A 19,381-nucleotide genomic window follows, 5' to 3' on the forward strand; every position below is an offset into this window, starting at 1 on the left:
TAGATTATATGGTCTTTTTAATATATCAGGATGCTATCATTGCTATAGCTCTCATTATCTGAGGAAACAATGATACCGCTGTTATCATTCTAATTATCTGCAGCACTATAACATCAGAACTTTCTATACCGATTTCTGCTGAAATCAATGCCATATCTGATGCACCGGCCGGTGTAGCGGCCAGCATTGCCTCATCCAAAGGCAACCTGTATTTTTTGTTTAAAATGTTTCCAATTACAAAACATGCTGTAAAGTATCCCACTAGCAAAATTATTGACGGCACTATGAGAAACCTCATTTCAGCAGCATCACTCAACGTAAAACTGCTTCCTATGTAGCATCCTGCCAAAAGCTGAGCAAATTTTCTCATGGATCTTGGCATGCATGCCTTATTGGTTGAAAGTTTCAAGACGATAACACTGATCATTGAAAAAACCAGTGAAGCTGAAGGTATGCCTGATAATTTTCCAATTATTCCAAAGACAGCTGCTACAGCCAACGTCAATAACATGCAGTTTAAGTTGTAGAAACTGCTTGAAGTCCTTTTGTAAACATCTTTATTTATGCTGTTTTCAAAATATTTCATCTTAGATATTTTGGCTATCATAGACGGAAATACACCAAGACCAAAAACCAGCCTTACAAATTGCAGTAATGCCACTTTTGAAGAATCTGCACCCATTTCTTCACTGATAATAGGAATATCACTTATTCCTCCAGGTATGGCACTCATCAGTGAAGTCATTAAATCCAAATGGCTAAAGTAATAAATCATAAAACCTGAAACAATGTTTAACACCAGCATTCCGGCTATAAGTGTAATTGCCGGTTTGTAAATTGTTTTAAGCCTTTTAAGATCACACTTTTCCAGCCCCACTCCAATGAAAGCTCCTGCAATGATTTGAGCAGCAAGTCTGCCTGCATAAGGCATATATGCCATATTGGTGGCAATATTCAATAAAGCAGCTCCTGCGATGCTTCCAATCATCATCCCCCCTGGAATTTTAACCTTCAAAAATATACGTCCCGTCAAATATCCAGCTAACATTGTCCATATAAAATTCAGCATTGCTTCCACCTTTTGCAAATTTCTGCGTTAATTTAGGCATATTGATATAAACCCTTATTTGCTTTTACGCAAATAAGGATTTATTTTAATTATATTTAGTTGGCAGTTTTGCGATTTTTCATTATCATAGGTTTAACAATTGGCCATAACAATGAAATAGCACTTACAACCATCAAAGTAGCTGTAATAGGTTTAGAGAATACAGCTGCTATATTTCCCTGTTCGATCATGATTGCTCTTCTAAGGTTTGATTCAACCATTGTTCCAAGAACAAGACCAAGGATCAAAGCAGCATTGTTGAAACCGAATTCAGCAAATGCATATCCGATAATACCTGCAATAACCATAAGAACAACATTTCCTGTAGTGTTCTGCAGAGCATAGCTTCCTATAACAGCAAGCATGATTATCAATGTTCCAAGTATGCTGTAAGGAATTCCCAGTATCTTACCAAATACTTTCGCAACGGCAAATGATACGAAAACCATTATTATGTTTGTAATTATCATTGATACAAACACGCTGCCCATGTATTGTGGCTGATTTTGAAGAAGAAGCGGTCCCATCTGTACACCCTTCATTACAAGAGCAGACATCATGATGGCAGCAGCATTTCCTCCAGGTATACCAAGAGACAATAGCGGTACCATAGAACCTCCTGTAGCTGCGTTGTTGGCAGTTTCAGAAGCTGCAATACCTCTTATTTCACCCTTTCCAAATGTTTCAGGATGTTTAGATATTTTTACTTCAGAAGTGTAGCATAAGAAAGAAGCTATAGTTGCTCCGGCTCCAGGAAGAATACCTACTATTGTTCCAATGATTCCGGTTCTTGCAATTGTTCCTTTAATATCCCACAATTCCTTAAGAGAAACTATTTTATCATTTTTCTTGTCTGACTTAGATTCATCAAGATTTTCAATCTTGCTTCTGCTTCTTGTTTCCTTAAGAATCTGAGTGATTGCAAACATACCTATCATTACAGGTATCATTTCAATTCCTGACAATAATGTTGAATTTCCCCATGTGAATCTTGCGAAACCATCTATAGGATCCATTCCCACAGTAGCCAGCCACAGACCCAGAAGTCCGGAAATCAAAGTTTTTAAAACATTTCCTTCATCAAGTGCAGTAAGTACTGACAATCCCATGAATGAAATTGCAAACAATTCAGAAGGACCAAACTTAAGTGCAGCCTTTGAAAGCTGAGGGCTTATCATAAACATTGCAATTGCAGCAAATATACCACCTATAGCTGAAGTTATCAAAGCAATACTAAGTGCTCTCATCGGTTGTCCGCTTTGAGCCATTGGGTGACCGTCAAATGTTGTCGGTGCACTTGAAGGTGTACCTGGTATTTTAAACAAAATTGCTGTTATACCGCCTCCGGTAATGGCAGCACAATATACTGCAACAAGAAATGCTATTGAAGTAACAGGGTCAAGTCCATAAGTGAATGTTAAACCTAATACTACAGCCATTGAAGCACTTACTCCAGGCAATGCGCCGAAAATAACCCCGATTACTGTACCAAAGAATATAAGAAGAAGTGTTTGTGGAACAAAGACTACTCCAATTCCTAATTTAATTAATTCCATTTTAATCCTCCTTAAATATACGATTCAATGAACAATGCAAATGTTCTGAATATGCCTGTTCCTCTTGGAAGCATGATGCCAAGCAGCACGTCGAAAATCAAGTATAAAAGCACAACACATCCAAAAGCTGAAATCAAAAGTGTCTTGATTTTCTTCTCTCCAAGCAGACGTGAATAGAACAAGAACATAATAAAAGAACTTGTAAGGAAACCAACTGTATCAAGTACAGATGCATATACCAGCATTATGATGCTGCCTATGAACATTTTATTTGTAACAAATTTTTTAATATCGAAATTAAATTTAAAGCTGATGTTTCCGCTGTTGCTTCTTGCGATCTTAATAGCATTAGCAATCAAACTTATAATTAAAAGAACCAATAATATTTTTGACCACTCAGCTCCTCCCAATGTATTGGGTAACGCAGCAGGTACAGTTGAACCCACGAAAAAGAAACAATAAATGAAAAATACCGCTAAACCCAAGTTAAACAATAATTCCAAAGCCATACTGTTTTTCACTCCTTTATTTTTTTAAAATATTACAATTTTTTATTACTATACTATTTGAAAAATATAACCTTCTTTGAACTTTTTGTCTGAATATTCCAAGAAGGTTATATGCATACTATTTAATTTCTATTTTCCTCTGAGGGCTTTCATAGTTTCATAGTATTCCATCCAGATTGTTTTGAATTCTTCCTGAGTAGCAAAACCTGGTCTGTCATTAAGTCCTACAGTTTCTTTCCAGTCAGTCCATTCTTTCATTTCATTAACTTTTACTGCTGCTGCTTCTAATGCATCAATAGCTTCTTGTGGAGTTCCTTTTGCTGCAACGATTCCTCTCCAAGGTCCGATGTATGCTTCATATCCAAGTTCACCAGTACATTGTACGTCTGGAAGGTTTGTTGCTCTTTCTTCAGCAAGCAATACGATGGCTTTCATGTCACCTGATTCAAGGTAAGCATTTCCGTCAAATGGGCTTGTTAAAACCATGTCTGTGTGTCCACCCATTATTGCTGCATTTGCTTCAGCTCCACTTGCATATGGAATGAACTGAACTTCAATTCCTGCTGCATCAAAAAGTTGTTTAGCAGCTGCGCCGTCAATACCGTTAATTGACATCATACCAAGTGTAGGTTTCTTGTCTGGGTTAGCTTTTGCATATGCTATCAATTCTTCTAAATTGTTGTATGGAACGTGTTTTCCTGCCAATACTATGTTAGAGTCCTGTACAAGTCTTACTACAGGCATTGTGTCATTCAATATATCAAATGATGCTGTTCCGTCTACAGCAGCTATTACGTGTGAAGGTGTATACATTGCAAATGTATATCCGTCTGCTGGCTGATTAACAAAGAATTCAGCACCCTGAACTCCGCCGGCACCTGCAACGTTGTTAATGTTGATAGTTGTTCCAAGTTCTTTTTCCATCAATGGAGCCCATGCTCTGATAGTTGTATCAGTACCGCTTCCAGGTCCGAAAGGTATTACAATTTCAATAGGTCTTTCGAATTTCCATGCTCCTGAAGCTCCGTCAGCTGGTGCTGGAGTTGCTTCTTTCTTGCTGCATCCCATGATAGAAAGGGATAAAACTAGTGCCATTGTAGCTAATAAAAATCTTTTTTTCATTTTTATTCTCCTTTTAAAGTTGTAGGAATTATATTTACTGCATTGGGCAATACCAGAATTTTATTCGGTATTTTTTTCTTAAATGCTTCTTCTAAAGCTTGCTCAAGATTTGGAGCCCATCCCAACATCATTTCGTCAAGCTCGTCTTTGTTCAAGTATTCAGAAACAATAATTACTTTTCCTTTAATCATTGCCCTGGCATACATAAACGCTTTGTTGCTGCCCACATCATAACCTTCAGCTTTAAATCTTTCAACTACTTCCTGAGGGTTAGCTGCGGCAGATAACCATTCCTTAAGTACTCCTTCCCCATACCCGTCTCTGCACTCTGCAGATATGATAAAAGTACAATCAGGATTTCCAAGCATTTCTGCCACTGATAATGCTTTCTGTGACTGATAAAGATTTCTGTCTCTGGGATATCCCCCGGGACTGGCAATTACAATATCAGCCTTTTCTGAAATAATCACCTCACTGGCGTCCTTGCATATATCAACTCCTTGTTTGTGTGCTTCAATCAGATTTCCTGCTACAAAAGCTATGTTTTGTTTATGTGGGTTTTGAACTGCATTAACCATAAACTTTACATTAGCTTTTAAAGCAACATCCAAAGCAACTTCATGGAATGGATTACCATATATATTTCCCATGGCCGGTTCATAAGGCCTTATAGGTAAAGAGTGGTGGATTTTAAGTGTATTAAATCCAGCCAGACCAGGTACTATGCTCTTTCTTCCTCCGCTGAATCCAGCTGAATGATGAGGAGCTATAAGTCCTGTTACTATACAAAATGTGCATTCAGTCAAAGCCTTGTTCACATAAATTGGAACATTGTACAATGATTCTCCAAGATATTTTAAGCTGTCTTCATCCTTGCACTCATGTATTAAAACTTCATATTTATCTATTATATTTTCACCTAATATATTGACCAGTTCTTCCCTTGTGGGCTTTCTGTGGCTGCCGGTTGCAATGATAAACTTTATTTGTTTATTATCATCAACTTTAGATGCTATTCTTTCTATTATTTCATTAACTATTATTTTATTTGGTCCCGGTCTTGTGTGGTCATTGACAACAATAAGAATATTGTCATCATTTTTTACCATGTCTTCAAGTTTTGACGAACCAATAGGATTATCCATTGCTTTTTTTAAAAGACTCTCTTCACAATCTATATTGTCATTGCCTGCCAAGTCAATGTTTTCCACTATTATACTTTCATTAACTTCCGCTTGCTGAAAACTATTGCCGTAGGGTACTACGATTTTTTTCAATTTTCTGCCTCCTGTTTCATGAAAGATTCCATGAACATGTCGGAATACTTTTCAATGTTAAGTATTTTTTCAATAACACTATCCTCATATGCTACTTTCAAGAGAGGAATTGCTTTGTTTTTTATGTCATTTTTAGAAACAGGATTGTATACGCTGCCTGATGCATCTTTGACTTCAATTTCATATACATTTTTGTCCTTCATGACTATTTTGGCTTTGCAGCCCCAATGCATTGGATACCTCTTTGTAAATTCATCGTCAGAATAAACAGTAACTTTTTTTAGCAATGAATGTACGTATTCATTGTTTATAGATTCAGCCGTAAAATGTTCCAAAGATACATTTCCGTTTATCATGGCAGTTGCAAATGTGTAAGGTGTTGAGAATTTTGCTTCTGTTGAAGTTCCTGGGTTTTTGCTTCCTTCTGTGAGTCCGCATTGTTTATACCCAACAAGATAAGTGCCTATTTGCACTTCTTCAATATCATCAACATCTATGATGTATAATTTTTTTAATTGTATTGCTGAATCAATTGCACAATGTGTGCTCCTGCAGCACGGATATGGCTTGTTGTCAACATTTTTTATTTCAAATACGACACCAAGGTCCTTTGTTACTTTTGCCATATCATATTCATCAGACATGGCTTTAAACAGGTTTCCATCATTTGCACTAAGTATGCTTACCGGTCCTGTCATTCCTGCTTTAGCCAGCATTGCAGCTTCAATTCCGCTTGAAGCAGCTCTTGCAGGATGCAAAATCTTTGAACTTGCACTGTCCTCAAGAAACGCCCACAATCCGAATGATTGGGTACCAGCCATTCCTAAAGCATGTGTTGTTTCTTTAACATTTAACTTTAAAAGCTTTGCTGCAGCAGCTGCAGCTCCAAAAGTTCCTGCTGTGGAAGTGACGTGCCATCCTTTGTTGCGGTGGCTTGATACTCCAAAACCCATTCCTATTCTTGACATTACTTCATAGCCGCATATTACTGCTTCCAGGAATTCCTTTGGCGAAGACTTTAAATATTGAGCAAGGCATATTGCCGTAGGAACCACAACAGTTCCAATGTGCGTCTTTGAATTTGTGTGGACATCATCAAGCTCCAGTTTATGTCCCATCATTGCATTTATAAATGCAGCTTGTACAACCGGAAGTTTTATGTTATGTCCCCAAACGTAAATACCGTTTTCATTTTCAGAATTATAAAACTCTTTATATTTTTTGATTATATCAACTATCAATTTATCCTTTGAAGCGCCCACTGCTGCAGAAAATGAGTCCAATACGCATATTTTCGCCGTTTCTACAACATCACAATGAGTTTTTTCCAAGTCGAAGTTGAAAATAAAATCTGAAAGCTGTTCTAACTCATTCATACATTCACATCCAATTATGAATTTTTCGTTAACTGTACTGTGTTCACCAACATAAAAATAATTGTATACAATCTTTGTATACAATTATATGTTAATAGTTTTATTTAAGCAAATATATTTATGTTATACCTAGTATAGGCAATGCCTATACCTCTAGTTTGGAATATGGAATATAAACGTTTCCATCCATTATTTTACGTGCAGTTCTGTAAATTCCTTCTTTAATTATTTTACCGTCTTCCATGTGGATTGTTACTTCCATGGGTCCATAGGGCTGACCTATGATTAATGTTTCTGATATTTTATCACCAACTATTTCATTAACTATTGTTCCTTTAATTTTTGATGCAGCCCCTGTTGCAACGGCAGCAGTAACAGCAAAAGTTTTATGCATTTTCTGAAGAGCTGCCATCCTTGCAAGAAGATCAGTTTCTTCGGCTTTAACCAATGCTCCTTCTGAATTAATATAATCCTTAGGTTCAGAAACAATGCAGATTTTGGGATACGCGGGACTTTTAGAAAGAGCATCTTTTCTGTCAGAAACTATTCCTGAAAGTTCAGCACATATGCTTCTTATTTCTTCTAGGGTATTTAATATTCCGGGTGCAGATTCGATTTCTGCAGGAAGCTCTGTTCCATTCATTCCCAAATCTTCAGCTTTCACAAATATAACAGGATTTCCTGAATCAACCATTGAAACCGTAAATATTTTATTTTCTCCTAAACTTATGGTGTCCTTTGTATTTCCTGTAGGCAGCAATTTTTTTGTTACTGAGCCGGACGGATCAAAAAATTCAACCTTAAGCTTTGCGCCTGTGCCGGGAACTCCCGGTATGCTGTAATCTCCTTCCGACAACACACGTCCATCTTTCACCGGATATGTGACATGTATTATCTTGTTGCTGTTTGTATTGTAAATTCGAACATTCGTAAGAGGTTCAACAGCCTTTAACAAATTGTTCTGAACTGCAAATATTCCAACTGCTGAAATCATGTTTCCGCAGTTTCCTTTCCAGTCAATCATGGCTTTGTCTATACTTACCTGACCATATGTATAGTCAACATCCGCATCATCTCTTTGCGAAGGTCCTACGATACATACTTTGCTTGTAAGTGAATTTGCACCTCCCAAGCCGTCTATTTGCCTTGCATCAGGGCTTCCAAAAGCAGCAAGCAAAATTTTATCCCTTAATTCTCCATGAGGCGGCAGTGAATTTTCCAGAAAAAAAACACCTTTGCTTGAGCCTCCTCTTATTATTGAACACGAAACATCTATTGATTCTCTAAACATATTATCCTCCCTATCTTATGAATTTAATTTAAATTGGCTGATTGTCGTTGAAATAGTCATTAATCATATTCATGAAAACCTTGGCTGCCTTTGACAAGTACATATTAGGATTTGTAGAAATACATGTATACCAAAATGCATATTCATTGTCCTCTATGAAAAAGTAGTCTGCATCATACTGGCCTTCGAATATGTTGATGTACTGAAGAGGAATCATGGTTACTCCATAGCCAGTGCTCGCCAATCTTCTGGCGCTTTCATAACTTTGCAGCGTCAGGCATGTTGCCGGATTTATTCCTGCCCTGTGAAAAATTATGTCACACACTTGTCTGATTCTTTTATCTTTTCGAAGCATTATGAACTTTTCATCCTTGAACAAATTCAAGTCAATGGAAGAGTGATGGCTGTCCGGAACTTTTTTGGCGTACTGAGACAGAGGATGATTTTTTTGTGTTACAATCATGAAGGGATCTTTGTACAACACTTCATGGTTCAGAGGCTCGCTGTTTTTCAGCGGATGAGTGTGCATGACAGCAAAATCTATGGTTCCATCCAGCAAAGATTTTTCCATGTTGACGGAATCAAGTTCCTTTATATATATTTCAATATTGGGGAATTCTTCTGCAAACATTGGCAATAGTTTTGGCAGCAGATATGTTCCCATGTAGACTGTTATGCCAATAGTCACTCTTCCTCTTTTTAAATCGTTGATGTAAGTTACCTCATTTTTGTAATCATCATAAATGTTCAGTATTTCAGTTGCTGCCAGGTAATATTTTTCACCTGCCATTGTAAGTGAAATTCCATCATGTTTTCTTATGAAAAGTTTTGTTCCCAGATCATCTTCAATTTTTTGTATAGCCTGACTTAGAGAGGGCTGGGCAATGAAAAGTTTTTGAGCTGCTTTTGAAATGCTCTTTGTTTCAGCAATTGTTTTTACATATATTAATTCTCTATCGTTCATAATTTACTCCATTCATAGGTTTTGCCTATATAAAATATAATAAAATCAATATTAGACTATATTTCACAATTATTATACACTTAGTAAGTAAAATGTACAATTATTAATTTCAAAACCTTGGAGGATATAAATGATTAAAATTGTTAACAATCCTGTCCTCATTATCAACGGCAGGACCATTGTTTCTCAGGAAAATGATTTTTGTGAAGCAGCAAAATCAAACAACATGACATATGATAAAAATGAAGCAAAAAAAGGCACTATGACCTATGGAATTCTAGAAAAACACAATCATTCAAATAACATGGAAAAACTGCAGCTTAAATTTGATTCCATAACTGCCCATGACATAACATACGTTGGCATAACTCAGACTGCAATTGCCAGCGGAATGAAGAAGTTCCCTCTTCCATATGTAATGACAAACTGCCACAACAGTCTTTGTGCAGTAGGCGGCACAATTAACGAAGATGACCATAAATTTGCATTGTCTTCTGCAAAGAAATTCGGTGGAATTTATGTTCCGCCAAATTTAGCAGTAATTCACTCTTACAACAGAGAAATGATGACTAAGTGCGGAAACATGATTTTGGGTTCTGACAGCCACACAAGATATGGTGCTCTTGGTACAATGGCAATAGGTGAAGGCGGCGGAGAGCTTGCAAAACAACTTCTTGAGCAGACTTATGACATAAGTTACCCAGAAGTTATAGCAATTTATCTTAAAGGAAAACCAAACAAAGGCGTTGGCCCTCATGATGTTGCTCTTAATATAATTAAGGAAGTTTACAACAACAACTTTGTAAAAAACAAGGTTATGGAATTTATTGGTGACGGCATCGAGCATCTGTCTGTTGAATACAGAAACGGAATCGACGTTATGACTACTGAAACAACATGCTGGAGCTCTATATGGGAAACAGATGAGAAAGTTAAGAATTTCTATGAAGTTCACGGAAGAGAAGAAGATTACAGCATGCTCAACCCTGGAGCAATTGCATTGTACGACGGAATTGTGGAAGTTGACTTATCACAAATTAAACCTTCCATAGCTCTTCCTTTCCATCCAAGCAACGTATATACAATTGAAGAAGTTAAAAAGAATCCTCAAGAAATATTTGCAAAAATAGAAGAAGCAAGCAAGAAAACTTTTGAGTCAAACGACGTAAAAGTTGACATGATGAGCAAAATAGTTGACGGCAACATATATGTTGATCAGGGAATCATCGCAGGATGTTCGGGCGGAACTTTTGACAACATAGTTGCTGCAGCAGACATAATGAAAGGCAAATCAACAGGCAATGATAAGTTCTCCTTGAGCGTATATCCCGGAAGCCAGCCAGCTTATATTGAGCTTGTAAGAAACGGGGTTGTAGCTGACCTTATGGAAGCAGGAGCTGTTATCAAGCCAGCATTCTGCGGACCTTGCTTCGGTGCCGGAGATACACCAGCAAACAACGAGTTTTCCATCAGACATGCAACAAGAAACTTCCCGAACAGAGATGGTTCAAAACCAACTGAAGGACAGGTTTCAATGGTTGCTCTAATGGATGCAAGATCAATTGCAGCAACAGCCATAAATGGCGGTATTTTAACAGCTGCAGATGAAATTGATGTTGATTATTCAGAAACAGAATACCACTTTGATAAATCAATTTACGAAAAGAAAGTTTACAACGGATGGGGCAAGGCAGATGATTCTGTGGAGCTTGTATACGGACCAAACATAAAACCTTGGCCTAAAATGCCTGAAGTGACAGAAAACATAGTTGTAAAAGTTGTTACTCACATTACAGACCCAGTTACAACAACTGACGAATTGATTCCTTCTGGAGAAACTTCTTCATACAGATCAAATCCTATAAGACTTGCTGAATTTACTTTGAGTAGAAAAGATCCTGATTATGTTGCAAACTCAAAGAAAGTTCATGAATATGAATTAGCCCGTGAGCAAGGAAAAGATACTGCAAAAGAATTTGCTGAACTTAAGCAGGCCTTTGAAAGAATACAAAAAATTGAAGGATTTGCTATGATCAACCCTGTTGAAACTGGAATTGGAAGCACAATTTATGCAAACAAGCCGGGAGATGGTTCTGCAAGAGAACAAGCTGCTTCATGCCAGAGAATTTTAGGCGCATGGGCAAACATTGCAAAGGAATATGCTACAAAAAGATACAGATCAAACCTTCTTAACTGGGGTATAATTCCATTCCTCATCAAAGATGAAAACTTGATTAAAAAGGATGATTTCATATTTGTTCCGGGTATTAAGAGCGCAATAGAAAACAAAGTTAATGAAATTACAGCTTATGTATTAGATGAAGAACCAAGAAAAATAACACTGTCATTGGGAGCTCTTACTGATAAAGAAAGAGAAATACTCTTAAACGGTTCACTGATTAATTACAACAAGAAAAATTTATAAATAATATGGCCTTTAAATTCCACGGAATTTTAAAGGCCATTAAACCATTATAAATTGAAGGAGATCTATGGAAAAAATTAAAATGACAACACCACTGGTTGAACTTGACGGGGATGAAATGGCACGCATAATATGGCACATGGTCAAGGAAAAATTAATACTCCCCTATGTTGAACTGAAGAGCGAATATTATGACCTGCACTTGAAAAACAGGGATAATACCAATGATAAGGTTACAATAGATGCTGCTAATGCCATAAGAAAATACGGCGTTGGAGTAAAATGTGCTACAATAACGTCAAACAGCGACAGAAAAATCGAATATGACTTGAAGAACTTTTTAAAAAGTCCCAACGGCACCATCAGAGACATTCTTGACGGAACCGTGTTCAGAAAACCTATTACACTTGAAACCATAACTCCTTTAATACCAAGATGGAAAAAACCAATCACCATAGCCAGACATTCATATGGAGATATATACGCTTCTACAAGCATGGAGGTTGATGCTTTCACTAAAGCAGAATTGGTTCTCACGGACAGGGACAACAATGAAAAAAGAACATTGGTCTATGACTTTAAGGAAAAAGGAATCATAATAGGTGAATACAACTTAGACTCCTCAATTAGGTTTTTCGCTGAATCCTGCTTTAAACATGCAGTTGAAGAAAAAACCAACCTGATGTTTTCAGCAAAGGATACAGTTGTTAAGGCATACGACAACAAGTTCAAGGACATATTTGAAGAACTGTACAATGAAAAATATAAAGAACAATTTGATAACCTTGGAATCAAGTATACTTACACCCTCATTGACGATGCGGTATCAAGAATTGTAAAGTCTGAAGGCGGTATAATCTGGGCCTGCAAAAATTATGACGGGGATGTAATGAGCGACATGATTGCAACTGGATTCGGAAGCCTGGCCCTTATGACTTCAGTGCTTGTGTCACCTGACGGCGCTCATGAATACGAAGCTTCCCACGGAACTGTAAAAATGCACTATTACAGACATCTTAAGGGAGAAAAAACTTCAACAAATCCTATAGCGATTATTTTTGCATGGACAGGAGCACTGAGAAAACGCGGAGAACTGGATGGTAACATTGAACTTGTTAAATTTTCTGACAGTCTTGAAAAAGCATGCCATGACACTATAAACAGCGGTATCATGACCGGCGACTTGATTGAAATGTCTTCTATTCTCCATAAAAAATGTGTAACTACTGAAGAAATAATAGATGTTATTTCAAATAACATTAAATTATAAATCGGCAACATAACTGATGCCATTAATTAATGATAAATCCCTCTTTCAACCAACTGTAGGGCGGGCCTTGCACCCGCCCGTGCAGATGGACAGCATCTCTTCCCTGCATTTTCATATATTTTTTCATAATAAGTATCCTGACTGCAGGGTGCTTTTTTACTGTCAATAATTTTATTCTACTATAAGTTCACAAAATTGAAAATAATTTACCTTTAGTCATATTTCGTCTTGAAAAATCGTTTTCTATGTGGTAAAATATAGAAGGTGGAAATAATGGTTGAGGATAGCTATGGAAATAGAAGTTAGATTGTTTGCAACATTCAGAGTTGGCAGATGGATGAACAAACGGTTGTCATTTAAAGATGATGCTAAAATAATGGATGTTCTGGATTACCTGGGCATTAAAAAAGAAGAACTTGGACTGGTTCTTGTTAACGGAAGTTACAAGGAAGTTGACGAAAAATTGAATAATGAAGATATTCTGGCAATTTTTCCTCCTGTTGCAGGAGGTTAATGTTCCGATTCATGGTTGACCTCATGGGCCTCTGTGAACGTTAGGGCGTGAAAAGCAATTTTTGCACCTGCCATTGCGCAAAGGGACACAAATAAACTGTTGTTTATTTGTGTCCCTTTTATTTTAATCGATGATTAAAATAATTGCTCTTATAAAATTCATTGCACTGAAGGAGGTGGATTCTGACACAAGGTGTCAGAAGGTAAAATGTCAAAAGGTTTAGTTGTATCGCCAGAAAAATGTACTGGCTGCAGAACATGTGAACTGGCATGTTCCTACAGTAAAGGGGATAACTTCAATCCAAAAGATTCTGCGGTTTCAGTAATGTTCTATGACGAAATTGGTCTGCAGATTCCTATGATGTGCATGCAATGCGATGAGCCGCACTGTATGACTGTATGTGTTGTTAACGCTCTCACGAAGGATGAAAAAACAGGCGTTGTAAATTACGACAAAGAAAAATGCATTGGATGCAAAATGTGCGTAAGCGCATGCCCATTCGGCAACATGACTTACAGTTCTAGATTAAAAAGAGTAGTAAAATGCGATATGTGCGGCGGAGATCCTCAATGTGTTAAAATGTGCGGCTATGGCGCTATTGAGTACAAGGAATTGGACGGCGCATTGGATAAGAGGAAAATTATTGCCAACCAATTTAAAGAAGCATTTGGAGAGGGGGCTAAATAATGAAAGGTTATACTGGAAAATTAATAAGAGTTGATTTAACAAACAAGACTATAAAAACAGAAAAACTTAACATGAATTATGCCAAGGACTATTTCGGCGGAAGAGGACTTGGTTCAAAATACTTGTACGAAGAAGTTGACCCTACCATAGATGCTTTAAGCCCTGAAAACAAGCTTATATTCATGACCGGCCCTGTTACTGGCACATATGCTACATGTGCAGGAAGATTCAACGTTGTTGCAAAAGCTCCCCTCACAGGAACAATTGGAGCAGCTAACTCCGGCGGATATTTTGGCCCTGAGCTTAAATTTGCAGGTTATGACGGAATAATATTTGAAGGAAAATCAAACACACCGGTTTATTTGCATATAAACGATGACTTAGTAGAATTAAAAGATGCTTCACACCTCTGGGGTAAAAATGTTTTCGAAACAACAGACATGCTTCTTGCTGAAAATGAAGACGATGCTAAAGTTGCATGCATAGGTCCTGCAGGAGAAAAACTTGTTCTTTTCGCTGCTGTTATGAATGACCGCGACAGAGCTGCAGGAAGATCAGGCCTTGGCGCTGTTATGGGAAGCAAGAATTTAAAAGCAGTTGTAGTAAAAGGAACAAACGGAATAGGTGTTGCCAATGCAATGCAATTTAACAAGGCAGCACAGGATGCAAGAGAAAAAGTTCTGGCAAACGGAGTAACCGGAAAAAACGGCGGACTTCAAACTTACGGAACAGAAGTTCTTGTAAACATATTGAATGAAATGCACGCCCTTCCTACAAACAACTGGCAGTCTTCAAGATTTGATGATGCAGAAAAAATAAGCGGCGAATACCTGACTGAAAAATACCTGGTTAAAAACAAAGCTTGTTTTGCATGCCCAATAGGATGTGGAAGAGTTGTAAAAATTCCTGACGGAAAATACAAAGGAATAGTTGCAGGTCCTGAATATGAAGCAGGCTGGTCATATGGAGCTTCCTGCGGAATTAATGACATCAATGAAATAGACAAGGCAAACCATGTGTGCAACATGCTGGGAATGGACCCTATAACAATGGGTGCTACTATTGCATGTGCAATGGAACTTTACGAAAAAGGTTATTTGCCTAAAGAAGATTTAGACGGCGAAGAGCTTTTATTTGGAGATGCTCAGTCAATAATGAAATGGACTGAAAAAACCGGCAACAGAGAAGGCTTTGGAGATGTGCTTGCTCTTGGTTCATACAGAATGGCAGAAAAATATGGTCACCCTGAATTTTCAATGACTGTTAAAAAACAGGAAATGCCTGCATATGACGGCAGAGCAATTCAAGGCATGGGACTTTCCTACGCTACAAGCAACCGCGGCGGCTGCCATGTAAGAGGATATGTAACAAGCACTGAAGTTCTAGGAATTCCAATGAAGACTGATCCTCTCACTACAGAAGGAAAAGCTGCTCTCGTTAAATTGTTCCAGGATCTTACTGCAGTTGTTGACTCTTCAGACATTTGTCTGTTCACTACATTTGCAATAGGTCTTCCTGAAGTTTCAAATCTTCTAAGAGGAACTGTAGGAATTGATATGACAGATGAAGAAATATTGAAAGCAGGAGAAAGAATCTGGAATCTTGAAAAAATATTCAACCTTGAAGCAGGACTCACCAGAGAAGATGATTATCTTCCGCCAAGACTTCTCAAGGAACCTGTAACAAGCGGTCCTTCAAAAGGAAAGGTTACTGAACTTGAAGTAATGCTCAATGAATATTATGCTGGAAGAGGCTGGGACGAATATGGCGTTCCTACAGATGAAAAGCTTGAAGAACTCGGTCTCGCAATGAAATCAGCTCAAGAAGCATATTAATACTAATAAATAAACAGAACATCCTTTATGAACGTTCAGGTAATTGACAATATTCTTATTATACAAATTGTAGGAGCGGGTCTCGTATCCGTTCGCGGGAGGACACGAGGTCCTCCCCTACATATTGATTTAACTTTGTCATAAACTAGACATCATTTGGATGTTCTGAATTTTAAATGAAGGTGATAATGATGGTTGATTCAAGCATCGACTTAAAGGAATCATATGAAATATTAAATAAATATCCTCCTGAAAAAAGATTCACGCTTGCAATACTTCAGGATGTACAAAAACAATATGGATTTGTGCCCAGAGAAACCATGAATTTAATTGCTGAATATTTAAGACTGCCTGTAAGTGAAATTTACAGCATGGCCACATTTTACAAGGCATTAAGCCTAAAGGCAAAAGGAAAATACATTATAAAGGTTTGTAATGGAACCGCCTGTCACATAAGAGGTTCCAATGCATTGATGGATGAAGTTGCTGAAGTTCTAGACATAATTCCCGGAGAAACAACGTCTGACGGATTGTTTTCAATTGAAATTGTTAACTGTCTAGGTGCCTGTGCCCTGGCCCCTGTCATGGTTATTGACGATAAATATTACGGCGGAATGACAAAGGAAAAAGTGAAGTCAGTTATTGAAGAATACAGGAGGGCAAAATGAGCAGCGAAAAAAGAAAAATACTTGTGTGCTGCGGTACCGGCTGTCTTGCCAACAACAGCTACAATGTGTACACAAAGTTTCTTGATAAATTAAAAAACACCTCAATAGATGTTGTTCCCTCAGTTAAGTCTACCGGTTGCAACGGTCTGTGCGAAAAAGGGCCGGTTGTTAAAATTTTGCCTGATGAAATTTCATATTTCAAGGTAAAAGAAGCGGATGTAGATGAAATAGTTGAAAAAACAATACTTAAGGGTGAAGTTGTTGACAGGCTCCTCTACTTTGATACCAACGCGAAAAAAAGAATTGTGTCTCACAAGGATGCCTCCTTTTACAAACATCAAAACAAAATTGCCCTGCGAAACATAGGTGAAATAGACCCTCAAAGCATTGAAGACTACAAGGAGCGGGGTGGCTACAAAGCCCTTGAAAAAGTGTTGTTTTCAATGACTCCTGAACAGGTAATCACAGAAATTGAATCTTCAGGATTAAGAGGAAGAGGCGGTGCCGGATTCCCCACCGGAAGCAAATGGAGAACATGCTATCAATTCGAAAACAATCCAAAATACGTAGTATGCAACGGTGATGAAGGTGACCCCGGCGCATTCATGGACAGAAGCGTCATGGAAGGCGACCCCAACACTGTCATTGAAGGAATGATAATCTGTGCATTTGCAATTAGCTCAAACAAAGGTTTCCTATATATAAGGGACGAATACCAGCTGGCGAGAAAAAATATGCAGCTGGCAATTGAAAGTGCCATGGCTCATGGTTTTCTCGGGAAAAACATCATGGGAAGCGGTTTTGACTTTGACCTTGAAATCGTAAGGGGCGGAGGCGCCTTTGTATGCGGTGAATCAAGCGCTCTCATGGCTTCAATTGAAGGAAGCGTCGGCGAGCCAAGGGCTAAGTACATAAGAAGTGTTGAAAAGGGTTTATGGGACCAGCCTACGGTTCTTAACAACGTTGAAACATGGGCCAATGTACCTCCTATTATAATGAAAGGAGCCGATTGGTTCAAAAGCATAGGAATAGAAAAAAATTCCGGAACAAAGGTCTTTTCCCTTGTAGGAAAAGTAAAAAATACAGGTCTTGTGGAAATTCCAATGGGAACAACACTAAGAGAGCTTGTTTTTGACATAGGAGGCGGAATAATCAAGGACAGGACGTTCAAAGCTGTACAGACAGGAGGTCCTTCCGGAGGATGTATCCCCAAGGAACACCTGGATGTTTCCATGGACTTTGATTCTCTTAACAACATTGGCTCCATGATGGGCTCAGGGGGCGTCATAGTAATGGACGACACCACATGCATGGTTGAACTTGCAAGATACTACATGGAATTTCTTGCTGAAGAATCCTGCGGCAAATGCACAACATGCAGAGAAGGCATCAGCACAATGGTTAAAATTTTAAACAACATTACAAGCGGCAACGGAAAAATGGAAGATTTGGATCTCCTTGAAAGTTTAAGCGGCACAATCAAGGAAGCTTCTTTATGCGGTCTTGGAAAGACTGCTCCAAATCCTGTCATGACAACATTGAAATATTTCAGGGATGAATATATTGATCACATTGTAAATAAAAAATGCAGCGCAGGTGTGTGCAAGAATCTCACATCCTATTCCATTAACAAAGACATCTGTATAGGATGCGGTCTTTGTGCTAAAAAGTGTCCAACAGGTGCAGTTTCAGGAACGCTTAAATCTCCTCACATGATTAATAAGGACGCATGTATTAAATGCGGATCATGCTTCGCTGTATGTCCGTCAGGAGCTGTTGTGATCGGAGGTGCTTTAGTTGAAAATTAAAATAGACGGTAATCTTTACGAAGGAATTCCCGGAGAAACTCTCATGGAGCTTGCCAAAAGAAACAACGTGGACATACCAAATCTTTGTCACAAGACTGGATTTGAAGGTCAGGGACGCTGCAGGCTGTGCATGGTTGAAGTAAATGAAGGAAGACGCACAAAAGTTGTTTCATCATGCGTATTCCCCATTAAAGACGGCCTGGAGGTAGTTACAAATTCAGATAAAATAAAAAAAATGCGAAAGGACATAATTTTGCTTCTTTTGCTTAAAACTCCAAACAACCAGTACATCAAAAAACTGGCTGAAGAATATGAAGTCATCCCCCCAGAAAGGTATGAGGATAAAACAAGCACTGAGGACTGTATTCTCTGCGGTTTGTGTGTCAAGGCCTGTGAAAAAATGGGGACATCTGCAATTTCTCTTGTGAACAGAGGAACAACAAAAAAAGTTTCCACTCCTTACGATGATTCCTCCAAAGACTGCATAGGCTGCGGAGCATGTGCAGAAGTATGCCCCACAAGGGCCATAAAATTCACTGATAAGGACAACACCAGGACCATATGGAACAAAGAGTTTAATCTCGTAAAATGCACAAGCTGCGGAAAATATTACACCACAAAAGAAGCATTGAATTTTATAAATAAAAAACTTGGCGAGGAAAGTTCTGAACACATTTGCGAATCATGCAGAAAGAAAAGCATAAGCGAAAAATTTAAAGAATCCTACAAGGATTATGCATCACATTAAATTCGTAGGGGCGGACCTCGTGTCCGCCCGCTGTTATTAATATAAAATTGTTCTATTCGGGAGAGTACAAGGCTCTCCCCTACAAACTTTGATTTCAAATTTACAGAAGGTTACCAATATATTAAGAAACCAATATCATCAACCAAAAGCAAGGATACAATCCTTGTTTTTTTAATTAAAATTTCAAAACTTGGAACAATAGATTTCATACAACATAATAATG

Annotated in this window: 16 protein-coding genes; 8 read left to right on the plus strand and 8 right to left on the minus strand. The window is 38.0% G+C overall.

Going from position 1 to position 19,381, the window contains the following annotated elements; translation table 11 throughout:
• Positions 1-25: 25 nt before the first annotated feature.
• The 8 genes from LY60_RS07705 to LY60_RS07740 all read right to left on the minus strand — a co-directional run bounded on the left by LY60_RS07705 (position 26) and on the right by LY60_RS07740 (position 9,203).
• Positions 26-1,069, minus strand: a complete 1,044-nt coding sequence (locus LY60_RS07705; RefSeq protein WP_145082143.1) for an AbrB family transcriptional regulator — start codon at positions 1,067-1,069, stop codon at positions 26-28.
• Between the two features lie 95 nt (positions 1,070-1,164).
• Complete coding sequence (locus LY60_RS07710; RefSeq protein WP_145082145.1) at positions 1,165-2,664, minus strand: tripartite tricarboxylate transporter permease; 1,500 nt, start codon at positions 2,662-2,664, stop codon at positions 1,165-1,167.
• Positions 2,665-2,675: 11 nt separating this feature from the next.
• Entirely contained in the window at positions 2,676-3,173 is a 498-nt protein-coding gene (locus LY60_RS07715; protein WP_145082147.1) for a tripartite tricarboxylate transporter TctB family protein, read from the minus strand.
• 129 nt (positions 3,174-3,302) lie between these two features.
• Positions 3,303-4,295, minus strand: a complete 993-nt coding sequence (locus tag LY60_RS07720) for a tripartite tricarboxylate transporter substrate binding protein (protein WP_145082149.1) — start codon at positions 4,293-4,295, stop codon at positions 3,303-3,305.
• Positions 4,296-4,297: 2 nt separating this feature from the next.
• A complete protein-coding gene (locus LY60_RS07725) occupies positions 4,298-5,572 on the minus strand; it encodes a nickel-dependent lactate racemase family protein (protein WP_145082151.1) in 1,275 nt (424 codons plus the stop codon).
• Positions 5,569-6,948, minus strand: coding sequence for an MmgE/PrpD family protein (locus LY60_RS07730; RefSeq protein ID WP_145082153.1), 1,380 nt, complete (start codon positions 6,946-6,948; stop codon positions 5,569-5,571). Before LY60_RS07730 ends, LY60_RS07725 begins: the two co-directional genes overlap by 4 nt.
• Before the next feature lie 145 nt (positions 6,949-7,093).
• Positions 7,094-8,239 (minus strand): 2-methylaconitate cis-trans isomerase PrpF family protein, encoded by a 1,146-nt coding sequence (locus tag LY60_RS07735; protein ID WP_145082154.1) that lies wholly within the window; start codon positions 8,237-8,239, stop codon positions 7,094-7,096.
• A 28-nt stretch (positions 8,240-8,267) separates the two neighbouring features.
• Positions 8,268-9,203, minus strand: coding sequence for a LysR family transcriptional regulator (locus LY60_RS07740; RefSeq protein ID WP_145082156.1), 936 nt, complete (start codon positions 9,201-9,203; stop codon positions 8,268-8,270).
• A 130-nt stretch (positions 9,204-9,333) separates the two neighbouring features.
• Here LY60_RS07740 and LY60_RS07745 point away from each other — a divergent pair, with 130 nt between their 5' ends.
• From LY60_RS07745 to LY60_RS07780, 8 genes are all read left to right on the plus strand, one after another.
• Complete coding sequence (locus tag LY60_RS07745; RefSeq protein ID WP_145082157.1) at positions 9,334-11,628, plus strand: hydratase; 2,295 nt, start codon at positions 9,334-9,336, stop codon at positions 11,626-11,628.
• Positions 11,629-11,695: 67 nt separating this feature from the next.
• Positions 11,696-12,898, plus strand: coding sequence for an NADP-dependent isocitrate dehydrogenase (locus LY60_RS07750; RefSeq protein WP_145082159.1), 1,203 nt, complete (start codon positions 11,696-11,698; stop codon positions 12,896-12,898).
• A gap of 289 nt (positions 12,899-13,187) precedes the next feature.
• Positions 13,188-13,412, plus strand: a complete 225-nt coding sequence (locus tag LY60_RS07755) for a MoaD/ThiS family protein (RefSeq protein WP_145082161.1) — start codon at positions 13,188-13,190, stop codon at positions 13,410-13,412.
• Positions 13,413-13,619: 207 nt separating this feature from the next.
• Positions 13,620-14,099 carry a 4Fe-4S dicluster domain-containing protein gene (locus tag LY60_RS07760; protein WP_145082163.1) on the plus strand — a complete coding sequence of 160 codons (480 nt, stop codon included), beginning with the start codon at positions 13,620-13,622 and terminating at the stop codon, positions 14,097-14,099.
• The gene (locus LY60_RS07765; RefSeq protein ID WP_145082165.1) at positions 14,099-15,934 is read left to right on the plus strand and encodes an aldehyde ferredoxin oxidoreductase family protein; all 1,836 of its coding nucleotides are present in this window, start codon (positions 14,099-14,101) and stop codon (positions 15,932-15,934) included. The genes LY60_RS07760 and LY60_RS07765 overlap by 1 nt, the downstream gene beginning before the upstream one ends.
• 176 nt (positions 15,935-16,110) lie before the next feature.
• Positions 16,111-16,602, plus strand: coding sequence for an NADH-quinone oxidoreductase subunit NuoE (gene nuoE / locus LY60_RS07770; RefSeq protein ID WP_232233070.1), 492 nt, complete (start codon positions 16,111-16,113; stop codon positions 16,600-16,602).
• A complete protein-coding gene (locus LY60_RS07775; RefSeq protein ID WP_145082167.1) occupies positions 16,599-18,410 on the plus strand; it encodes an NADH-quinone oxidoreductase subunit NuoF in 1,812 nt (603 codons plus the stop codon). The genes nuoE and LY60_RS07775 overlap by 4 nt, the downstream gene beginning before the upstream one ends.
• The gene (locus LY60_RS07780; RefSeq protein WP_145082170.1) at positions 18,400-19,158 is read left to right on the plus strand and encodes a 2Fe-2S iron-sulfur cluster-binding protein; all 759 of its coding nucleotides are present in this window, start codon (positions 18,400-18,402) and stop codon (positions 19,156-19,158) included. The genes LY60_RS07775 and LY60_RS07780 overlap by 11 nt, the downstream gene beginning before the upstream one ends.
• Positions 19,159-19,381: the final 223 nt, after the last annotated feature.

It is taken from the genome of Sedimentibacter saalensis, from assembly GCF_007830175.1.
GTDB lineage: Bacteria > Bacillota > Clostridia > Tissierellales > Sedimentibacteraceae > Sedimentibacter > Sedimentibacter saalensis.